Genomic DNA, 18,046 nt, shown 5'->3' with positions numbered 1-18,046 from the left:
TTTGGATACCAGGCGTTTTTTTTCATATTTACAGAAAGTTAAATGCAATTTAATTTTCAGCACACGCTATCGGCGGCTTTCATCAAGGCAGAATGGTTGAAATACGGAACGCTCCGTATCAGGAGCATAATTCGACAGACGAAGAATTAGTTAGACTTTTCCTTGAATCGAAGGACAATCGTCATTTTCAGAAGCTTTATGAGCGCTATGCCGTGAAGGTTTACCAAAAATGCGTCACACTTACAAGAGACGCCACCCGGGCCGAAGACATTACGCACGATGTCTTTCTTAAACTGATCCATAAAATGGGCACGTTCAAGACCGGTTCTAAATTTTCCACCTGGCTTTTTACCATTACCCATAACCACTGCATGGATCTCGCGCGCGTAAGCAAGCGCAAGATCACACTCGTCCATGGAGAGTCGCCCGACCGGGGCGAGAAGGCCGAAATATGCCTTCAAGGGCTTTTTGAGGAAGACGTCAACCTGACAATCCTTAAAGAGGCATTGGACCTGCTTGATCTCGAAGACAAGGCGATGGTCTATCTCCGCTACCTCGACGATCGCAGTATCCGCGACATCGCGGGTATTTTCCGGACGACCGAAAGTGCGGTTAAAATGCGGCTGCTGCGGTCGCGCAGGAAGCTTCGGAAGTGGTACCATAAACTTTCTGATAGGGGCAATTTTTTTTGAAAGCGTGAGAAATTGCTTTACTTTGACCGCTACCTCCTCATTTGTCAGCCCTAAAAAGATGAAAATTTAATGAGTATGGTCCCACTAAATACATTGACTATGAATCAACTACTTCAACGAACTTCCTTTATTGCTCTAATTTTACTCGCATTTTTGACATTCCCGGCCGCTTCTCAAAATAAGGTCGACCTTTCCAATTCGATCGCCTCCGGCAGGCTGAAAGCCGCCAAAGATACTGCCTGGCGCAAGATCGAATTCGGGGCTAACCTGAACCAGGGTTCGTTCAGTTCGAACTGGACGGGTGGTGGGGTGAACTCGATCGCATTGGGCCTTTTCCTGAATGCATTAAGTGAAAAGAAGGTGGGCAAGAACTCGTGGAGAAATGACTTCCAGGGCCAGTACGGTATCGTCCGTAACAAGGGCCAGCAAAGCCGCAAGAATGTTGACCGGATTTTCTTCGATACTAAATATAACCGTGAACTGACGAGCAAATGGAGTCTTTTTGCGAATGTGAACTTCCTGTCGCAGTTCGGTAGTGGTTATGAATATTCTGATACCAGTGACGTCAAGCGGAAAGTGTCGGGTATCCTTTCGCCGGCTTACCTGACCGAGGCAATCGGTATCGAATACCGCCCTGTTCCCTACTTCTTTATAGACCTTGCACCCGGCGCATTACGCCAGACGATCGTTGTCGATAAGGATCTGTACGTAAATACGCCCGACCAAAAAAATTATGGCGTGCCCATTGGCAAGCGTGTGCGGACGGAAGCGGCGCTGATCCAGCTGGTAGCCAATTTCGACAAGGATATCGCGAAAGACGTGAACCTTAAATTCCGTTACCTGATGTTTTCGAGCTTCAAACACCCCTTGAATATAGATAACCGCCTTGACGCCCAGCTGACTGCGAAAATCAATAAATATGTCAACGTTAACCTCGGCGCCATCATGGTTTACGACGAAGACCAGAGCAACAAGATCCAGTTCGCTCAGGCCCTCAGCATAGGCTTTTTGTTTGCTTTTTAATCTAATCAACTAACCTCATCTTGTTATGTTAAAGGAATTCAAAACATTCATCGCCCAGGGCAACGTGTTGGACCTCGCTGTCGGTGTCGTCATAGGTGCGGCATTCGGGAAAATCACTACTTCGCTGGTGGAGGACATTATCAACCCGATTCTCGGCCTGATCCTTGGCGGAGTAGATTTTACGCAACTTAAGGTGGTACTGAAAGAAGCTGTCGGGGAAACACCGGAAGTAGCGATCAGATACGGCAACTTTATCCAGACTCTCATCCAATTCCTGCTCATCGCCTGGGTAATATTCCTGATCGTGAAAATGGCTAACAGATTGAGATTATCGGAATCGTTGAAGAAAGAGTAGAACTAGTTTAAAGATCATAAATAGTATTCGAGAGGCATATTTCCTGTGCCTCTTTTTTTATCCGTGTTATTGGGAGGGCATTAAAAAAAGTTTTCGGCAAAAGATTTACCTTCGTGGTTATTGCAGATTGTTCAACGTTTAATTCGATTCTTGTGCAAAAAAAGGTGACGATTTTGGGTGGTGGGGAAAGTGGCGCGGGAGCTGCTATTCTTGCAAAATCCAAAGGTTTTGAAGTTTTTTTATCGGATAAGGGCCAGTTGCATCAGAAGTACGCAGACATTCTGAACAGTAAAAATATTCCATTTGAACAGGGGCAGCATTCGGAAGAGCGCATCCTCCAAAGTGATCTTGTGGTAAAAAGCCCGGGTATTCCCGACAAGGTGCCTCTAATCGTCGCTTTAAAGGAAAAGGGCATTCCGGTGATCTCTGAAATAGAGTTTGCCTCGCGTTACACGGACGCGAAGCTGATAGCTATTACCGGCAGCAACGGTAAAACGACCACGACACTGCTCACTTACTACTTGTTGAAAACGGCAGGTTTGAATGTGGGTCTGGCAGGCAATATCGGCGATAGTTTCGCCTGGGCCGTCGCAGAAAAGTATTTTGATTATTACGTGCTGGAAATCAGTAGTTTTCAGCTCGACAATATCATCGATTTCCATCCGTATATTTCCGTTCTCCTGAATATCACTCCTGATCACCTCGATCGTTATGGGTATGATTTCCAGAATTATGTGAATTCCAAGTTCAATATTATCCGTAACCAGACTGCCGCTGATCATTTCATTTATTACAAAGAAAGTGAAGTAATTGAAAAGGAGCTCGATAAGAGAAACCCGGCTGTTGGAAAGGTGGAGGTATCGTTGGGAGGTGCATTGGAATCAGGTTCGTATCTCGAAAACGGGCAGTTGATTTCAAGCATTAATGGACACGCATTTAGGCAGGCGTTCAGCGAGTTGCCGATCAAGGGCCCGCATAATGCGATTAACGCACTGGCTGCAATTTCAGTGGCACAATTGCTCGGTATCGATGCCGGAAAGATCAGCGAAGGCCTGAAATCGTTTACCAACGCGCCCCACCGGCTAGAACAGGTGGAAGTGATCGGTGGCGTAACCTATATCAACGATTCCAAAGCTACCAATGTGGATTCTGTTTTCTACGCGTTGGGAAGCTTCGATCAGCCGGTGATCCTGATCGCCGGCGGTGTGGATAAAGGAAACGATTATTCGCAGATTGAAGAACTGGTTAGGGATAAAGTGAAGGGGCTGATAGTGCTGGGAAAAGATCCCGAAAAGCTCAAAAACTATTTTTCAGGCAAAGTCTCGCAAATATATGTCACCGAGGACGTCCAGGATGCTGTTAATAAAGGGCGGGAATGGGGCGTGCCGGGGGATATCGTTCTGCTTTCACCGGCCTGCGCTAGTTTTGATTTGTTCAAAAACTACGAGGACCGGGGCGATCAATTCAAAGCTGCTGTCAGAAACCTTGTTCAATAACCATCCCTGACAACCACTGACTATTCTTGACAACAAATCATTAGCCGGCAAACGATATGGATTTCCTGAACAAGACAAGGGAAGATACCCAGGCATGGTTTAGCAAAAACCTGAAAGGCGACCCCTGGATATGGGGGATATGCATTATCATGCTGATGTGGAGCATCGTGGTGGTGTATAGCGCCTCGGTGAAGGACGCTTACAGCCAGATGGACGGCAATACCGAATATTACCTTTACAAACATGCATTGCTTTGCGTGCTTTCACTCGCGGTAATGTACTTCGTGCACCGCGTGCCGTACATCAAATTCGTGTATGTGACGCGGCTTGCCGTGTGGAGCTCTATCCTGCTGTTGATATTCACGATGTTTTTCGGGACTTCGGTGAACGACGCGGCGCGCTGGATCGAGATCCCCGTGATCGGGCAGCGCTTCCAGCCTTCGGAATGGGCCAAGGTCGCATTGGTGGCACATTTATCGCTGATTTTGGCGAGGCATATCAAAGGCGGTTGGAATACCCGTGAGCTTTTCATGGAGCCGCTCGCACTCGTGGGCGTCGTATGCGGGTTGATTTTCGTAAGCAATGTCTCGACGGCGGTCATGCTGGCAGGCATTTGCTTTTTACTGATGTTCGTAGGCAAAGTTCCGCTGCACTACCTCGCATTTACAGCCCTGGGTCTGGTATTTTTCGCGACCATCGCCATTTTGCTGAACTCTACCCAGCGGTCTGGAACGGCGCAGAGCCGGATTTCGACCTTTTTTGATAAGGATGTCGTGGTTTACCAATCCCAGCAATCCTACATGGCTATGGCCCGCGGCGGGTTGTATGGAGAAGGTGTTTCCAAAAGCCGCCAGCGCCGTTTCCTACCCGAACCTCAGAAAGACTTCATTTTCGCCGTGGCCGTGGAAGAGTACGGAACACTAGGCGGTACTGCATTGATCGTCCTGTATCTGATCCTCTTATACCGTGGGCTGAAAGCCATAGAGGCGACTAAGCGACCGTTCGGCGGGCTGCTTTCGGCGGGACTGACATTCATAGTGGTGAGCCAGGCGTTTTCGGCTATGGCCGTGACTGTCGGCCTGGTGCCGGTAACAGGACAAACGCTGCCGTTTTTCAGTCAGGGTGGAACGTCGCTGCTTTTCACGGGCATTGCAATGGGCATGATCCTCAGCGTGAGCCGGGGCGAGATCGTCGAGGAAAAACGCATTTAACATGGCAAAAAGAATCATTATCAGCGGAGGAGGCACCGGCGGGCATATTTACCCGGCTATCGCTATTGCCAATGCATTGCAGCACCGGGAGCCGGACACGGAAATCCTGTTTGTGGGTGCATTGGGTAAAATGGAAATGGAAAAGGTCCCTCGTGCGGGTTATAAAATCGTAGGACTTCCCATCGCGGGCATTAAAAGAAGTCTTTCACTGGAAAACCTGACCCTTCCGTTCAAGATGTTCCGTAGCCTGATGAAGGCAAAAGAGGTGATCAAGGACTTCAGGCCCGACGTAGCTGTGGGTGTGGGAGGCTTTGCGAGCGGGCCGCTGCTCATGATGGCGTCGATGGCCGGTATCCCGACTTTAATCCAGGAACAAAATTCCTATGCAGGCATTACGAACAAGTTCCTCGCCAAAAGAGCAGCCAAAATATGCGTTGCTTATCCCGGTATGGAGGCCTTTTTCCCGAAAGAGAAGATCACCATGCTCGGTAATCCGGTACGCAGCGACATTACTTACGTGCATTTGAAACGAAGCGCGGCTCTGGAACAATTCGAGTTGCGCGAGGGTTTGAAGACGCTATTCGTCATGGGTGGAAGCCTTGGCGCGCGGTCGATCAATGAAAGTATTGCTGACGGGCTGGGCAAGCTGGTAGATGCCGGTTATCAGGTACTGTGGCAGACCGGAAAAAACGATGTTGATAAAGCCAAAGCTGCCATTGAAAAGCTCGGAACCGACCGCGTGAAGGCATTTGACTTTATATATACAATGGATCTGGCCTATGCCGTGGCCGACGTGGTGGTGTCACGAGCAGGCGCATTGTCGGTTTCGGAGCTGTGCCTGGCTGCAAAACCGGCGATTCTGGTTCCGTTTCCATATGCCTCGGAAGACCATCAAACCAAGAATGCAATGAACCTTGTCGACAGCAATGCCGCGATTCTGGTGAAAGACGCGGAAGCGCGCGAAAGGCTGGTCGACCAAGCATTGGCCCTGCTGGACGATGTAACGCGTCAGCGCGAATTGCAAACGAATATCAACAAACTGGCTCGTCCCAGCGCGGCCGACGATATTGCTGCGGAAGTTTTTAATTTGATCCAATAACCCCAAGATTTGAATATGATGTCATCCTCTGTGACAAACTGGAAGTATATCTATTTTGTAGGAATAGGCGGAATCGGAATGAGTGCGCTTGCCCGCTGGTTTAAAGCCAATGGGTTTGAAGTGGCTGGTTATGACAAGACCATGACCACACTCGTCGGTAAGCTGATAGAAGAAGGTATTCCTGTAACGCTTGAAGATGACATTTCGACCATTCCGGCAGCATTTACTGCCGATCCGCAGCAAACGCTCGTTATTTACACGCCGGCCGTCCCGGTGCAGCACAAGCAAATGCATTATTTCCGGGACGAAAATTTTCTGATCCTGAAACGCTCACAGGTTTTAGGCATTTTAACCCAAAACCTGAGAACGATCGGTGTTGCTGGTACGCACGGGAAAACGACCACGTCCTCGCTCGTAGCGCACATCCTGCGTCACGCGCATGTGAACAGCACGGCGTTTTTGGGAGGTATTACCCAAAACTACGGTACCAACCTGCTCCTCAATGAGCCTACCGACAAACTGGAAGAGGTCTTTTGTGTGGTCGAAGCGGATGAGTTCGACCGGTCGTTCCTGACATTGTTCCCCGAAATCGCGATCGTAACGTCCACCGACGCCGACCACCTTGATATTTATGGTAAGCATGAAGCAGTCCTCGAATCATTCCGGGATTATGTGAGTCAGATCGACGAGCATGGTGCATTGTTTATGCGCGAAGGGTTGGAAATCGCGGACAGCAGCAAGGCGAAAGTATTTACCTATTCATTAAATAGCGGTCCCTACCACGCAGCGAATATCCATATCGAGAACGCCCGCTTCGTATTCGACCTGATCTATCCCGGTGGCGTGATCGAAGGTATTGCGATGAAAATCCCGGGCTATCACAATATCGAAAACTCGATTGCGGCGAGTGCAGTGGCATTATATATTGGTATTGAACCAGCGAAGATCAAAGAAGCGCTGGAAAGTTACGGAGGAGTGAAGCGCCGCTTTGAATACCAGGTTGAGGAAGAAGGCAATGTGTATATCGACGATTACGCACACCATCCTACGGAAATAGAGGCATTCCTGTCATCTGTAAAGGGTTTGTATCCGGGTCGGCATGTAACGGCCATATTCCAGCCGCACCTGTTCACCCGCACGCGCGACTTTGCGGAGGGCTTCTCGGAAAGTTTATCACTCGCCGACCGCCTTTTGCTGCTGGACATTTACCCCGCGCGCGAGTTGCCGATCGAAGGTGTCAATTCTGAAATGATCCTTGGCAAAGTGACCTCGCCGGATAAACAACTGGTTGCAAAAGAAGAAGTTTTACAACTTTTAAAGGAATTAAATACGGATATTGTGGTCACGATCGGAGCCGGGGATATCGATACTTTGGTAGGACCGATCCGCGATTTGCTGCAAAATCCAGTTGCGAATAATTAGTCAAAGCATTTTTAATATTACTAAGATGTTACGTAAATTTGACTATTCATGGCTTTTGTTGAAACGTAGTTTGTGGCTTATTTTGCCAATTGCCGGCATCGGTATGGCAGAAAGCAAGCTCGGTCAACAGCGTTGTACAAATCTCGTAATATCTATCCAGGGCGATTCAGGTACACGATTTCTGAACCAAATGGATGTGCAAATGCTGCTGACGGAGAACGGCGGCGATCCGCTGATCGGGAGCAGGCTCAGCGATGTGGCCCTGCACGATCTGGAAAACCGCGTCAACCGTAACAAGCTTATTAAGAAATGTCAGGTTTTTCGTGACCTCAGGGGCAATATAGTAGTCGAAGTTGAGCAGGAGAAACCGCTTGCGCGCTGGATTAACACTTCGGATAATGGGGAAATGCGGAACACATCGGGATACTATATCAACCACGAGGGCGTTTTTTTTCCTCTATCAGAAAGTTATTCAGCAAGAACGTTACTGGTTTCAGGGGCGTATTTCCAGAACCCTCAAAAGCTGAGGTCCGAAAAGGGCGCTCAGGTTTTGGAGTTATTGCGTTTTCTGAACACCGACCCGTTCTGGAAAGCACAGGTTACGCAAATGAATGTGGATAAGGATGGTGAGGTAGACCTTCGGACATTACTGGGCGACCAACGGATCGAACTGGGTATGGCGGAGGATTTCGAGTCCAAATTCAAAAAGTTGCGCATCTTTTACGATAAGGTGCTCAGCAAAGATTGGGGCAGGTATAAAAGAATTAGTGTTAAGTTTCAGGATCAAATAGTTTGTGAATAATAATTCACCATCAGCATGGCACACGATAAGATTGTAGTTGGGGTAGATATTGGAAGTACGAAAATAACCGTGGTCGCTGCGCAAGGTTCAGCGACGCGTCGCAACAATATCGAGATTTTGGGCTTCAGCGAAGTCCCTGTGCCGGCAGGAGCAGTAGTAAATGGCTCCGTTGAAAACATTAAACAGGTTGGCAGCGCGATCAAAGAGGCACTCGCGGAAGCGTCGTCCCGGTCGGATCTTGATATTGGAGTTGTAAATGTAAGCTTTGGCGGTACGCACGTAAAAGTGAGCCCGCAGAGCGACGGGGTGATCAGGCCTTCCGCATCATCGGGCGAAGAAGTAACCCAACGGGATGTCGACCAACTGGTCGACGATATGTACCGCGCGAAAATTGAGCCGAACTTCGATGTGCTGCATGTATTGCCGATGGACTTTACGGTGGATAACTCGACAGGCGTGCGTGAGCCGGTAGGCCGCACAGGCATTAAGCTCGGGGGGAACTTCCTCGTGATTTCTGCCAACAGCCAGTCGGTGTTGCGTACCAAGAAAAGCCTCGCGGAAGCCGACCAGGCGCTGAAATGCGATAAACTGGTGCTTGCTCCGCTGGCAACCAGCCTGGCCGTATTGACCGATAATGAAATAAAAGCGGGCATCGCCATGGTGGATATCGGCGACCATACCACGGACGTGATCATCTATCACGACCGCATTGTGCGCCATATCGCGTCATTCCCGATTGGCGGGCGGCACATTACTGCCGATCTCGAAGTAGGATGCGGTATTCAGTTCGAGAATGCGGAACATTTGAAAAAGGAATACGGCGTGGCAGTTTCGGCTGACGTGCCTTTGAATGTAGAAATTCTGATTAATTACCTGGCCGGCCGCCAGCCCAAACCGGTTTTGAAAAAGAATGTAGCATTGATCATCGAAGAGCGATTGAAAGAAATTGCGGCGATGGTGTATGCGGAGATCATTAAATCGGGTTACGCCGACAGGCTGATCGGCGGGCTTGTCCTCACGGGCGGCTCCGCAAACATTCCGGAGATAGAGGCTTTGTTTGAAAGAATCACCGACATGTCGGTACGCGTAGGTTACCCTGAGAACCTGGAACGGACTGCCAAAGCCGACGCGGTAAGCAATGCCGCTTTCAATACCGCCATCGGGCTTGCGTGGGCAGGGCTGAAATCGGTCGATTCGCGGATAAAATCGGTTTGCAGGCCTGCATCGGCATTCAATACAGGCAATGTGGTGCAGAAGGAACCTGTGAAAGAGGTAAAAGAAGCGCAGAAACGAAACGGAACGTTTTGGGATAATATTACCGGTATTATAGGAAAGAAGGACGATAGTCTCGGAGACTATTAACAGCCATATCACGCATACTCAACCCCGGAAAGAATATGAACAATAGCTTGTTGCACGCATTAGACCAGGACTATATAGTGAACGAAATCATCAAAGACCCAAACGGAGAAGGCCACGGCGAGCCGGCTATCATCAAGGTAATTGGTGTCGGCGGGGGAGGTAGCAATGCTGTGAACTACATGTTTGAGAAAAAAATCAAGGACGTGGAGTTTGCGGTTTGTAACACAGACAGACAAGCGCTTGCCAACAGCCCTGTACCCGTGAAAATCCAATTGGGTGCAACTTTGACACAAGGCCTGGGAGCCGGTACCGATGCTTCGAAAGGAAAGGAAGCGGCTTTGGAAACGATCGAAGAAATAAAAGGGCTTCTGGGAGGCTCTACCCAAATGGTCTTTATCACGGCCGGTATGGGCGGTGGAACAGGAACGGGGGCCGCGCCGGTGATTGCGCAGCTTGCCAAAGAAATGGGCAAACTGACGGTGGCTGTCGTAACAGCACCTTACACCTGGGAAGGACTTGACAAGAAAGAGCAGGCGCTCGAAGGTATTGAGCAGCTGAAAGAATATAGCGATACTGTTCTCGTGGTTTTGAACGACAAGCTCGAAGAACTGTACGAGGACATGACATTGACGCAGGCCTTCGCGGAAGCGGACGGTATTTTGCTCAATGCGGTGAAAAGTATTTCCGAGATCATTACCACCAACGGTAATATCAATACCGACTTCAAAGATGTGGAGAAAGTGTTGAAAGGTGCCGGACAGTCGGTAATGGGAACGTCGGAGTCCACCGGCGCCGATCGCGCGCAGAATGCGATCAAGGAAGCGCTCGATTCGCCGCTATTGAACGACCGCGATATCCGCGGCGCGAAAAGGATCCTCGTAACGCTCGCTACCAGCAAGAAGAAAGAGGCTACTATGCGGGAGCAGCGCGAGATCTGGCAATATGTGCTTTCACAAGTGGGCGGCGAAGCACGGATGTTCAAACTGGGTACGATCACCGACGATTCGTTGGGCGATAAGCTCCGGGTTACCGTAGTGGCGGCTGGTTTTGACAGTATCGAATCGCCGATCCCCGGTATTCAGCTCAAAGGCGTCAAAGGACAGCCTCTGCAAGCCCCCGTGATTGTGGAAGAGCCGAAAGAAGAAATTCCCGAACCGGTGGCTGTGGATGAAGAGGAACTGGTATTGACCGGAGAACTGGAAGAAAATACGCCGACGGGTTCGATCGACCTCGTTCTGGAAGATGAAAGGGTAACGCACGGCTTCGAGCCGATCAATATTTCGCTGACGGAAGTCGAGCCGACGAACGACTGGACGGACGAAGATGCCCTGAAAATGGAAATGATGATCAAATCATTCCGCGATGGGCTTGTGAAATTCGCTGATCTGGAAGGTCCGGCTTTTCGCCGGAGCAGGGTTGAGCTTTGGAAGCGCCCCGCCATTCCGGCACATGAAATGGAACAACACTGGCTGAAATAGTAAAAAGGGAGCGACGAGCTCCCTTTTTTAATGTCCTAGAAATGAATAAGCTGGCCGGCTTGTATTTCAAGCAGTTCCTTATACAATGCATTTGAAATGACATTATCGCTGTAATGCGAGCGTATCTGCGCAAGCTTCACGCGTAACGCGAGCGTATTCATGCCCAGGTAGCTGAAAACGTCGTTCAAATGGCTCAATGCGATGGCCGCGCCTTGCATATTGGAAGATAATCCTACCAATGCGGCTTTTTTATTGGAGAAACTGTTGGGGTAGGGCAGTCCGTCGATAAATGCTTTCAGCACGCCAGGGTATGAACCGTTGTACTCGGGCACGATGAATACGAACTTGTCGGTTTGTTCCAGCAATGATTTCAGGTTGTTAAATGCTTCATTCTTACCGCTGTTCGCATACAATGCCGAGACCGTAAAATCATCGGGCAGGTTCACCAGATCAAGAATAATACTGGGCGCGTGCAGTTGTTGAAGGATTCCCTGATAATATTCCGCTATTTTCCTGGACATCGAGTTGGGCCGGTTAGTGCCAACGATGATCACGATAGGAGATGTGGATGGAGTCATGTGCCGGTTAATGTTCTGTAACTGGTAACAAATAAAGTTTGAAATTGTTCTTTCGATGCCGTTACCAGTGGCAAAACTAACCGTCAAACCGACACGTTACCAGGCCGGTTTTCATGATACACAACAATTATTGTTATATTTGAGCCCATTATTCAACATGAAATTGAAATAATTATCTGATTTTCAGATTATTATACATAAATCAACCCACATAAAATATGTCCTGGTTTATTCGGAAAGAGAAAGGTATCAATACACCGACTGAAATGAAGCGCGAAGCGCCGGACGGTTTGTGGTATCAGTGCCCCAATTGCAAAAAAATCACTCCTACCAGGGAACACAAGCAGAATGCTTTTACCTGTCCGCATTGTAACTACCACGAGAAAGTGGGGTCCGATGTGTATTTCAACCTGCTTTTCGATGACAACGAGTTTATCGAGCTCGATGCCAACCTCATATCCGGCGACCCGCTGGGCTTCGTAGATACGAAGGCTTATCCCGACCGGATCAAGTCGACCATGAAGAAGACCGGGCTGAAAGATGCGGTACGCACAGGTCATGGTAAAATGAATGGATTGGACCTGGTGATCGCATGTATGGATTTCAGCTTCATCGGCGGTTCGATGGGCTCGGTGGTAGGTGAGAAAATCGCCCGTGCGATTTCTTATGCCCTCGAAAAGAAGATCCCGTTCCTGATGATTTCGAAGTCGGGAGGAGCCCGGATGATGGAGGCGGGATTTTCGCTGATGCAGATGGCCAAGACCTCCGCACGCCTGGCGCAATTGTCGGAAGCCAAGGTGCCTTATATTTCATTGCTAACCGACCCTACAACCGGAGGTGTTACGGCTTCTTATGCAATGCTCGGCGACTTCAACATTTCGGAGCCGGAGGCATTGATCGGTTTCGCGGGCCCTCGGGTTATTCGTGAGACGATCGGCAAAGACCTGCCAAAAGGTTTTCAAAGTGCCGAATTCGTGCTGGAACATGGGTTCCTTGACTTTATTGTCGACCGTAAGGATTTGAAAGATAAATTGACAAGCCTGCTGAATATGCTCAAATAGGTACTATTATTTAGCAAAGCGGCCCGTCAGGTTATCTGGCGGGCCGCTTTGCTATTATGGTGTTCGATTCATTTGATCAGGGACAGGCATCTTTCCGGCGCGTGTCGGTAATATCGTTGATCTTCCAGCCGGTGTTTGTTTTGATCAGATTAAAGACGTTGACGCCGCAATGCGAAAACTTATCGCCCAGATAAAACTTGTAGGGTGCCCAAACGACGGCCATTGGCCCGTCGATGGAGACTTTGACCTCGTAAATGCGTTCGTCCCATTTATCCTTGTGCGGTGTACCGACGGCCTTTACGAAGCTGTCCACGGTACCTTTGTGCACGACGGTGGAATCGGCGGCATTTTTGGAAATGGAGGTTAATGTGCATTGTTTGGTAAACACGCTGCGTACGGCGGTAGAGTCGCCGTTTCGCATTCCGTCGAACAGTTTATCAACCACCTGGCGGGCATCGGTTTCGTCCGATGGGCGTGTGGCGGCGTTTGCTGCATACGAAAGTGTGTTTGCGAGTAATGCAAGTGTTAGGAAATGGCTAATACGTTTCATTGGTATAGTTTTAACAAAAACTTAATTTTGAGCCCCTTTGTAAATTTTGGGAGTCGATATGTCGGAAAAAATAGTCAAAAAAGTAGATATAAGGAACAGACGGGCCTCGTTCGAGTATTTCTTTCTGGAAGAGTTCACGACCGGTATGGTGCTCACGGGCACCGAAATCAAATCGATCCGGCAGGGTAAGGTCAATTTTCAGGATGCTTACTGTTTTTTTATGGATGGAGAGTTGTTCATTCGCAGCCTTCACATTTCACCTTACACAGAAGGTACGCATTACAATCACGAACCCATGCGCGACCGCAAGCTGTTGATTACCAAGCGGGAGCGGAGGAAATTGACAGAAGGATTGAAAGACCAGGGGCTTACTATTGTGCCAGTACGATTGTTCACCAGTGAGCGTGGCTTAGCGAAGTTGCATATTGCATTAGCGAAAGGCAAGAAGCTTTATGACAAGCGCGACAGTATCAAGGAGCGCGACGTGAAGCGGGAGAACGATCGGGCTGGTTATTAATACGCGCCCCGGCGAGTGTGAAAAGTGCTAATGAGGTGATAATGGGCACTTTCGGATAGATTTTTACAACAATATTGGAAAATACCGGATCGTCTTTTTCTGGTGAAAAATTCTTATATTGTGGGAATTAACTACCACAGGGCTCATGGGTAAAGTACTGGTTCTGAATCAAGATTATAGCGCACTAAGTGTTTGCACGGTTCCGAAGGCATTTTTGCTGGTTTATATGAAGAAAGCGGAAATGCTCGCCGAATCTCAACAGGAACATCTCAGGACTGTCAACGACAGGTATCCCATGCCAGTCGTCATACGCCTCCATCGCTACATACACATACCATACAGGGGCGTAGTCATGACCAGACAAAACCTCTTCAAGCGGGACGGCAACAGGTGCCAGTATTGCGGAACCCACGATAATCTGACGCTGGACCACGTGATGCCGAAAAGCAGGGGAGGGAAAACCACCTGGGACAATTTGGCCACCGCATGTAAAAGATGCAACTCCCGCAAAGGAGACCATACGCCGGAAGAGGTTGACATGCCCTTAAAGCAGCGACCGTTCCGGCCTTCTTTTTTAATGTTCATCCGGGACTTTTCGGGCATGGCTGATGTAGAGTGGCTGCCCTACCTCGGATCGAAAGAGCGGCATTGCTGAAATTCCCTTTATCCGGCTGACGAGCAGACTTTTAAGCGCCTGAATGGTGCACCTTCGCCCAGTTTCCAAATTAAATTATCCAACCCTTCGGAATTTAATCTGGAATCGCGTAATTTTGCGTCCTAATTTTTCAAAAATACTTGTTGAACTAATTTTCAGCCGTTTAGCTCGGCGGCTGATGTATCCAAGAGCCATTATTCCTATTTATGTCTAAGGAAAAACAAAATCAACCGCTTCCCGAATTCGATTGGGATAAAGCATCAGACAAGGGTTTCGGAACTGCTTATTCATCTGCTGACCGTACCCGTCTGGAACAAATGTATGAAACTACCCTTTCTCCGGTTTCGGAAAAAGAAGTAGTTAAAGGTGTTGTAGTAGGTATTACAGACCGCGAGGTGATTCTTAACATCGGTTTCAAATCTGATGGTATCGTTTCATCCAATGAATTCCGCGACCTGCCAGGTTTGAAAATCGGCGACGAAGTGGAAGTTTACGTAGAGAACCAGGAAGACGCACAAGGTCAGCTGGTACTTTCACGCAAAAAAGCGAAAGTTATCACTGCATGGGATAACATCCAGAAATCATTCGATGAGGATGTTGTTATCGATGCAAATGTTAAGAGAAGAACCAAAGGTGGTCTTATCGTTGATATTTTCGGCATTGAAGCATTCTTGCCGGGTTCACAGATCGATGTGAAACCAATCCGCGACTTCGACGTATTCGTCGGAAAGCGTATGGAAGTAAAAGTTGTGAAAATCAACTACGCTAACGATAACGTAGTAGTATCTCACAAAATCCTGATCGAAAAAGACCTCGAAGCACAACGTCAGCAGATCCTGAACAACCTTGAAAAAGGTCAGGTACTGGAAGGCGTGATCAAAAACATGACCAACTTCGGTGTGTTCATCGACCTTGGTGGTGTTGACGGTCTGTTGCACATTACTGATATTTCATGGGGCCGTATCAATCACCCATCTGACCTGTTGTCACTGGATCAGAAACTGAACGTGGTTGTTCTGGACTTCGACGAAGAGAAAAAACGTATTTCTCTTGGTTTGAAACAACTCCAGTCGCACCCATGGGATTCTCTGGCAGACGAAATCCAGGTTGGATCGAAAGTTACAGGTCGCATCGTTAATGTTGCTGACTACGGCGCTTTCCTTGAAATCAAACCAGGCGTAGAAGGTCTGATCCACGTTTCTGAAATGTCATGGTCTCAGCACCTGCGCAATCCACAGGAGTTCATGAACGTGAACGACGAGATCAGCGCGGTTGTATTGACGCTTGACCGTCAGGAGCGCAAAATGTCTTTGGGTATCAAACAATTGACCGAAGATCCTTGGACTCAAGGTTCATTGAAAGAGAAATATGCGATCGGTACCCGCCACAAAGGAGTAGTTCGTAACCTGACTAACTTCGGTCTGTTCATCGAACTCGAAGAAGGCATTGACGGTCTGGTACACGTTTCTGACCTTTCATGGACTAAGAAAATCAAGCATCCTTCCGACTTCGTGAAAGTAAACGACGAGCTGGAAGTAGTTGTACTTGAACTGGACGCGGACAACCGTCGTCTGGCTCTGGGCCACAAGCAGCTTGAAGAAAACCCATGGGATACTTTCGAGAGCATTTTCGAAGTAGGTTCAGTACACAAATCTACCATCGTTGCGAAAGGTGACAAGTTCGCTACACTCGAACTTCCTTACGGAATCGAAGGTGTTGCTTCTATCAAAAACCTTGCGAAAGAAGACGGAACATTTGCTGAGGTAGGTGAGAGCCTTGACTTCACTGTTCTTGAATTCCTGAAAGACGAGAAGAAAATCGTTTTGACTCACTCTAAAGTGAAAGGTGTTCCTGCTGAGGAAAGAAAAGAGCCGAAAGCTGCAAAAGCTCCTGCTACTGAATCCGTGAGCAAAGAAGCTGAGAAATCAACTTTTGGAGACCTTAGCGTTCTGTCTGCTTTGAAAGAGCAGTTCGAAGAGAGCGAGAAGAAAGGAAAAAAGTAAAATAAGTTGTGGTGCGGAAGAATTTTTTAATACTTTTGCACCCGGATTAGCTGTCAGCCTCGCGCCGGCAGCTAATCTTTAAAAATGGTTCCGTGGCCGAGTGGCTAGGCAGAGGTCTGCAAAACCTCGTACAGCGGTTCGAATCCGCTCGGAACCTCCCCTTGAATTGTGGTCATTTTCCCCAGATTTTGCACACAATAAAATGCATGAAAAATACCATTTGGATTAAGCTTTTTGAGAGAGCTCCAAATGGTATTTTTTTTGCTAGTTGATTGAAAATCAGCGCGTAGAATTTTTGTAACCCGGGTTAAATTAGGGATGCAAATTAGACAAATTATAAATAAGATGGTGGGGTAAAATATCCCTTAAATACTTTTGTGGATAAAAAATCGTGAGCTAGTTTTGTCTGTTGAAGAATAATGAATAGTTGATTATGAATATACCATTCCGAATGGACGCTAAGTTTTGTTCCTTCTTTAATTACTCAAAAACCTTTGTAGCTATCCTCTTAGCTATCTTTTTAAGCGTACCTACTTTAGTATCTGCGCAGGATAGCACTGCTACTGCCGCCGCGGCACCTGCCGGTGGTGGAGATGCTGCAAAAGGTGAGTCGATCTTCAAAAATAACTGCGCCCAATGCCACGCTCCGACTGACGAACGTGTAGTTGGCCCGGGTCTGAAAGGCGCAAGTTCTCGTCACGATTTTGCTTGGCTCTCGAAATGGGTACGCAACTCTTCAGCGGTGATCGCATCAGGCGATGCTTACGCTGTCAAAATTTACAACGAATATTCGAAAGCTCAGATGACGAGCTTCCCGAATCTTTCGGACGATGATATCAAAGCGATCTTCGCTTATGTGGATCAGGCGTCTGCTGCTCCTGCCGCTGCTGCGGGTGGTGCAGCTGCTGGCGGTGCTACGGCTGCTGCCGGTGATGCCAAAGGCGGCGCGCCTTCCGATCTGTTCGTGATCGTATTAGCTGCATTGGTAGTAGTAATGGTACTGGTACTCGGCGTTTTGCTGGTTATCGTATCGCTTCTGTCCAAAGCCGTTAAAGGCGGATCAGCTGAAACCGAGGCTCCTGCCGGTGAAGGTTTCGGGGGTTTGCTGAAAAGAATCACGGTCGATCCGGCTATCCGTTCTGCGACACTCTGGATATTCGTCCTGCTCGTTTTGAAGTCGACTTTGGACGGAGCGTTTAATGTGGGCGTTCAGCAGGGATACGCTCCTAAGCAGCCTATCTCTTTCTCTCACAAACTGCACGCAGGCGAATATAAAATCGACTGTAACTATTGCCACACCGGTGTTAACCGCGGTAAGTCGGCGCACATCCCTTCTGCTAACATCTGTATGAACTGCCACGGTGTTATCAAGAAAGAATCTCCTGAAATTCAAAAGATTTATACTTCTATCGAGAACAACCAGCCTATCGAATGGGTGCGCGTTCACAACTTGCCCGACCTGGCTTACTTCAACCACGCACAACACGTAAACGTAGGTGGCCTGGAATGCCAGAACTGCCACGGCGAGGTGGAGAAAATGGAAGTAATACAGCAACGTTCGTCACTGACGATGGGATGGTGTATTGATTGTCACCGTAAAACTGAGGTAAATACCAAAGACAATCAGTACTACGATAAGCTGGTACAGTTGCACGCTTCTGAAAGTAAAGAGGCTTTGAAAGTAGCGGATATTGGTGGTCTGGAATGTTCTAAGTGCCACTACTAATCAAGAAATTAATACC

The 18,046-nt window shown here is 48.3% G+C and carries 17 protein-coding genes and 1 tRNA gene; 16 read left to right on the top strand and 2 right to left on the bottom strand.

The annotated features are described in order from the left end of the window. Positions 1-92 precede the first annotated feature (92 nt). The 10 genes from IEY24_RS27755 to ftsZ all read left to right on the top strand — a co-directional run bounded on the left by IEY24_RS27755 (position 93) and on the right by ftsZ (position 10,940). Positions 93-692, top strand: coding sequence for an RNA polymerase sigma factor (locus IEY24_RS27755; protein ID WP_188938552.1), 600 nt, complete (start codon positions 93-95; stop codon positions 690-692). Positions 693-791: 99 nt separating this feature from the next. Further along, on the top strand, positions 792-1,715 hold the full coding sequence (locus IEY24_RS27750) for a DUF3078 domain-containing protein (RefSeq protein WP_188938551.1): 924 nt from the start codon (positions 792-794) through the stop codon (positions 1,713-1,715). Positions 1,716-1,740: 25 nt separating this feature from the next. Then, entirely contained in the window at positions 1,741-2,070 is a 330-nt protein-coding gene (gene mscL / locus IEY24_RS27745) for a large-conductance mechanosensitive channel protein MscL (RefSeq protein ID WP_188938550.1), read from the top strand. Positions 2,071-2,222: 152 nt separating this feature from the next. Continuing rightward, the gene (gene murD, locus IEY24_RS27740) at positions 2,223-3,566 is read left to right on the top strand and encodes a UDP-N-acetylmuramoyl-L-alanine--D-glutamate ligase (RefSeq protein WP_438821078.1); all 1,344 of its coding nucleotides are present in this window, start codon (positions 2,223-2,225) and stop codon (positions 3,564-3,566) included. 56 nt (positions 3,567-3,622) lie between these two features. Then, positions 3,623-4,777 carry an FtsW/RodA/SpoVE family cell cycle protein gene (locus IEY24_RS27735; protein WP_188938549.1) on the top strand — a complete coding sequence of 385 codons (1,155 nt, stop codon included), beginning with the start codon at positions 3,623-3,625 and terminating at the stop codon, positions 4,775-4,777. 1 nt (position 4,778) lies between these two features. Beyond that, complete coding sequence (gene murG / locus IEY24_RS27730) at positions 4,779-5,876, top strand: undecaprenyldiphospho-muramoylpentapeptide beta-N-acetylglucosaminyltransferase (RefSeq protein ID WP_188938548.1); 1,098 nt, start codon at positions 4,779-4,781, stop codon at positions 5,874-5,876. Positions 5,877-5,894: 18 nt separating this feature from the next. Beyond that, entirely contained in the window at positions 5,895-7,298 is a 1,404-nt protein-coding gene (gene murC / locus IEY24_RS27725; RefSeq protein WP_188938819.1) for a UDP-N-acetylmuramate--L-alanine ligase, read from the top strand. A gap of 103 nt (positions 7,299-7,401) precedes the next feature. Next, positions 7,402-8,100 carry a cell division protein FtsQ/DivIB gene (locus IEY24_RS27720; RefSeq protein WP_229223299.1) on the top strand — a complete coding sequence of 233 codons (699 nt, stop codon included), beginning with the start codon at positions 7,402-7,404 and terminating at the stop codon, positions 8,098-8,100. Positions 8,101-8,115: 15 nt separating this feature from the next. Continuing rightward, positions 8,116-9,462: a cell division protein FtsA gene (gene ftsA, locus IEY24_RS27715; protein WP_188938546.1), complete on the top strand. Its 1,347-nt coding sequence runs from the start codon at positions 8,116-8,118 to the stop codon at positions 9,460-9,462. Positions 9,463-9,497: 35 nt separating this feature from the next. Then, complete coding sequence (ftsZ, locus tag IEY24_RS27710) at positions 9,498-10,940, top strand: cell division protein FtsZ (protein WP_188938545.1); 1,443 nt, start codon at positions 9,498-9,500, stop codon at positions 10,938-10,940. A 35-nt stretch (positions 10,941-10,975) separates the two neighbouring features. On the opposite strand, the gene IEY24_RS27705 is transcribed toward ftsZ, so the two are convergent. Then, complete coding sequence (locus IEY24_RS27705) at positions 10,976-11,518, bottom strand: NADPH-dependent FMN reductase (protein WP_188938544.1); 543 nt, start codon at positions 11,516-11,518, stop codon at positions 10,976-10,978. Between the two features lie 218 nt (positions 11,519-11,736). Between IEY24_RS27705 and accD the strand changes: the two genes are divergently transcribed. Then, positions 11,737-12,579 carry an acetyl-CoA carboxylase, carboxyltransferase subunit beta gene (gene accD, locus IEY24_RS27700; protein ID WP_188938543.1) on the top strand — a complete coding sequence of 281 codons (843 nt, stop codon included), beginning with the start codon at positions 11,737-11,739 and terminating at the stop codon, positions 12,577-12,579. Positions 12,580-12,655: 76 nt separating this feature from the next. On the opposite strand, the gene IEY24_RS27695 is transcribed toward accD, so the two are convergent. Next, positions 12,656-13,129: a nuclear transport factor 2 family protein gene (locus IEY24_RS27695; RefSeq protein ID WP_188938542.1), complete on the bottom strand. Its 474-nt coding sequence runs from the start codon at positions 13,127-13,129 to the stop codon at positions 12,656-12,658. Positions 13,130-13,187: 58 nt separating this feature from the next. Between IEY24_RS27695 and smpB the strand changes: the two genes are divergently transcribed. The 5 genes from smpB (at position 13,188) to IEY24_RS27670 (ending at position 18,030) form a co-directional block, all read left to right on the top strand. Continuing rightward, positions 13,188-13,646: an SsrA-binding protein SmpB gene (gene smpB, locus IEY24_RS27690; protein WP_188938541.1), complete on the top strand. Its 459-nt coding sequence runs from the start codon at positions 13,188-13,190 to the stop codon at positions 13,644-13,646. A gap of 145 nt (positions 13,647-13,791) precedes the next feature. Next, positions 13,792-14,301, top strand: coding sequence for an HNH endonuclease (locus IEY24_RS27685; RefSeq protein WP_188938540.1), 510 nt, complete (start codon positions 13,792-13,794; stop codon positions 14,299-14,301). Between the two features lie 206 nt (positions 14,302-14,507). Continuing rightward, positions 14,508-16,304: a 30S ribosomal protein S1 gene (rpsA, locus tag IEY24_RS27680; protein WP_188938539.1), complete on the top strand. Its 1,797-nt coding sequence runs from the start codon at positions 14,508-14,510 to the stop codon at positions 16,302-16,304. Between the two features lie 86 nt (positions 16,305-16,390). Next, positions 16,391-16,461, top strand: a tRNA-Cys gene (locus tag IEY24_RS27675). 294 nt (positions 16,462-16,755) lie between these two features. After that, complete coding sequence (locus IEY24_RS27670; RefSeq protein WP_188938818.1) at positions 16,756-18,030, top strand: c-type cytochrome; 1,275 nt, start codon at positions 16,756-16,758, stop codon at positions 18,028-18,030. The last annotated feature ends 16 nt before the right edge of the window (positions 18,031-18,046 follow it).

Origin of the sequence: Dyadobacter endophyticus, assembly GCF_014641595.1 — a bacterium.
GTDB lineage: Bacteria > Bacteroidota > Bacteroidia > Cytophagales > Spirosomataceae > Dyadobacter > Dyadobacter endophyticus.
The sequence above is the reverse complement of the archived record's forward strand: the minus strand, read 5'-3'. Positions and strand labels throughout refer to the sequence as shown.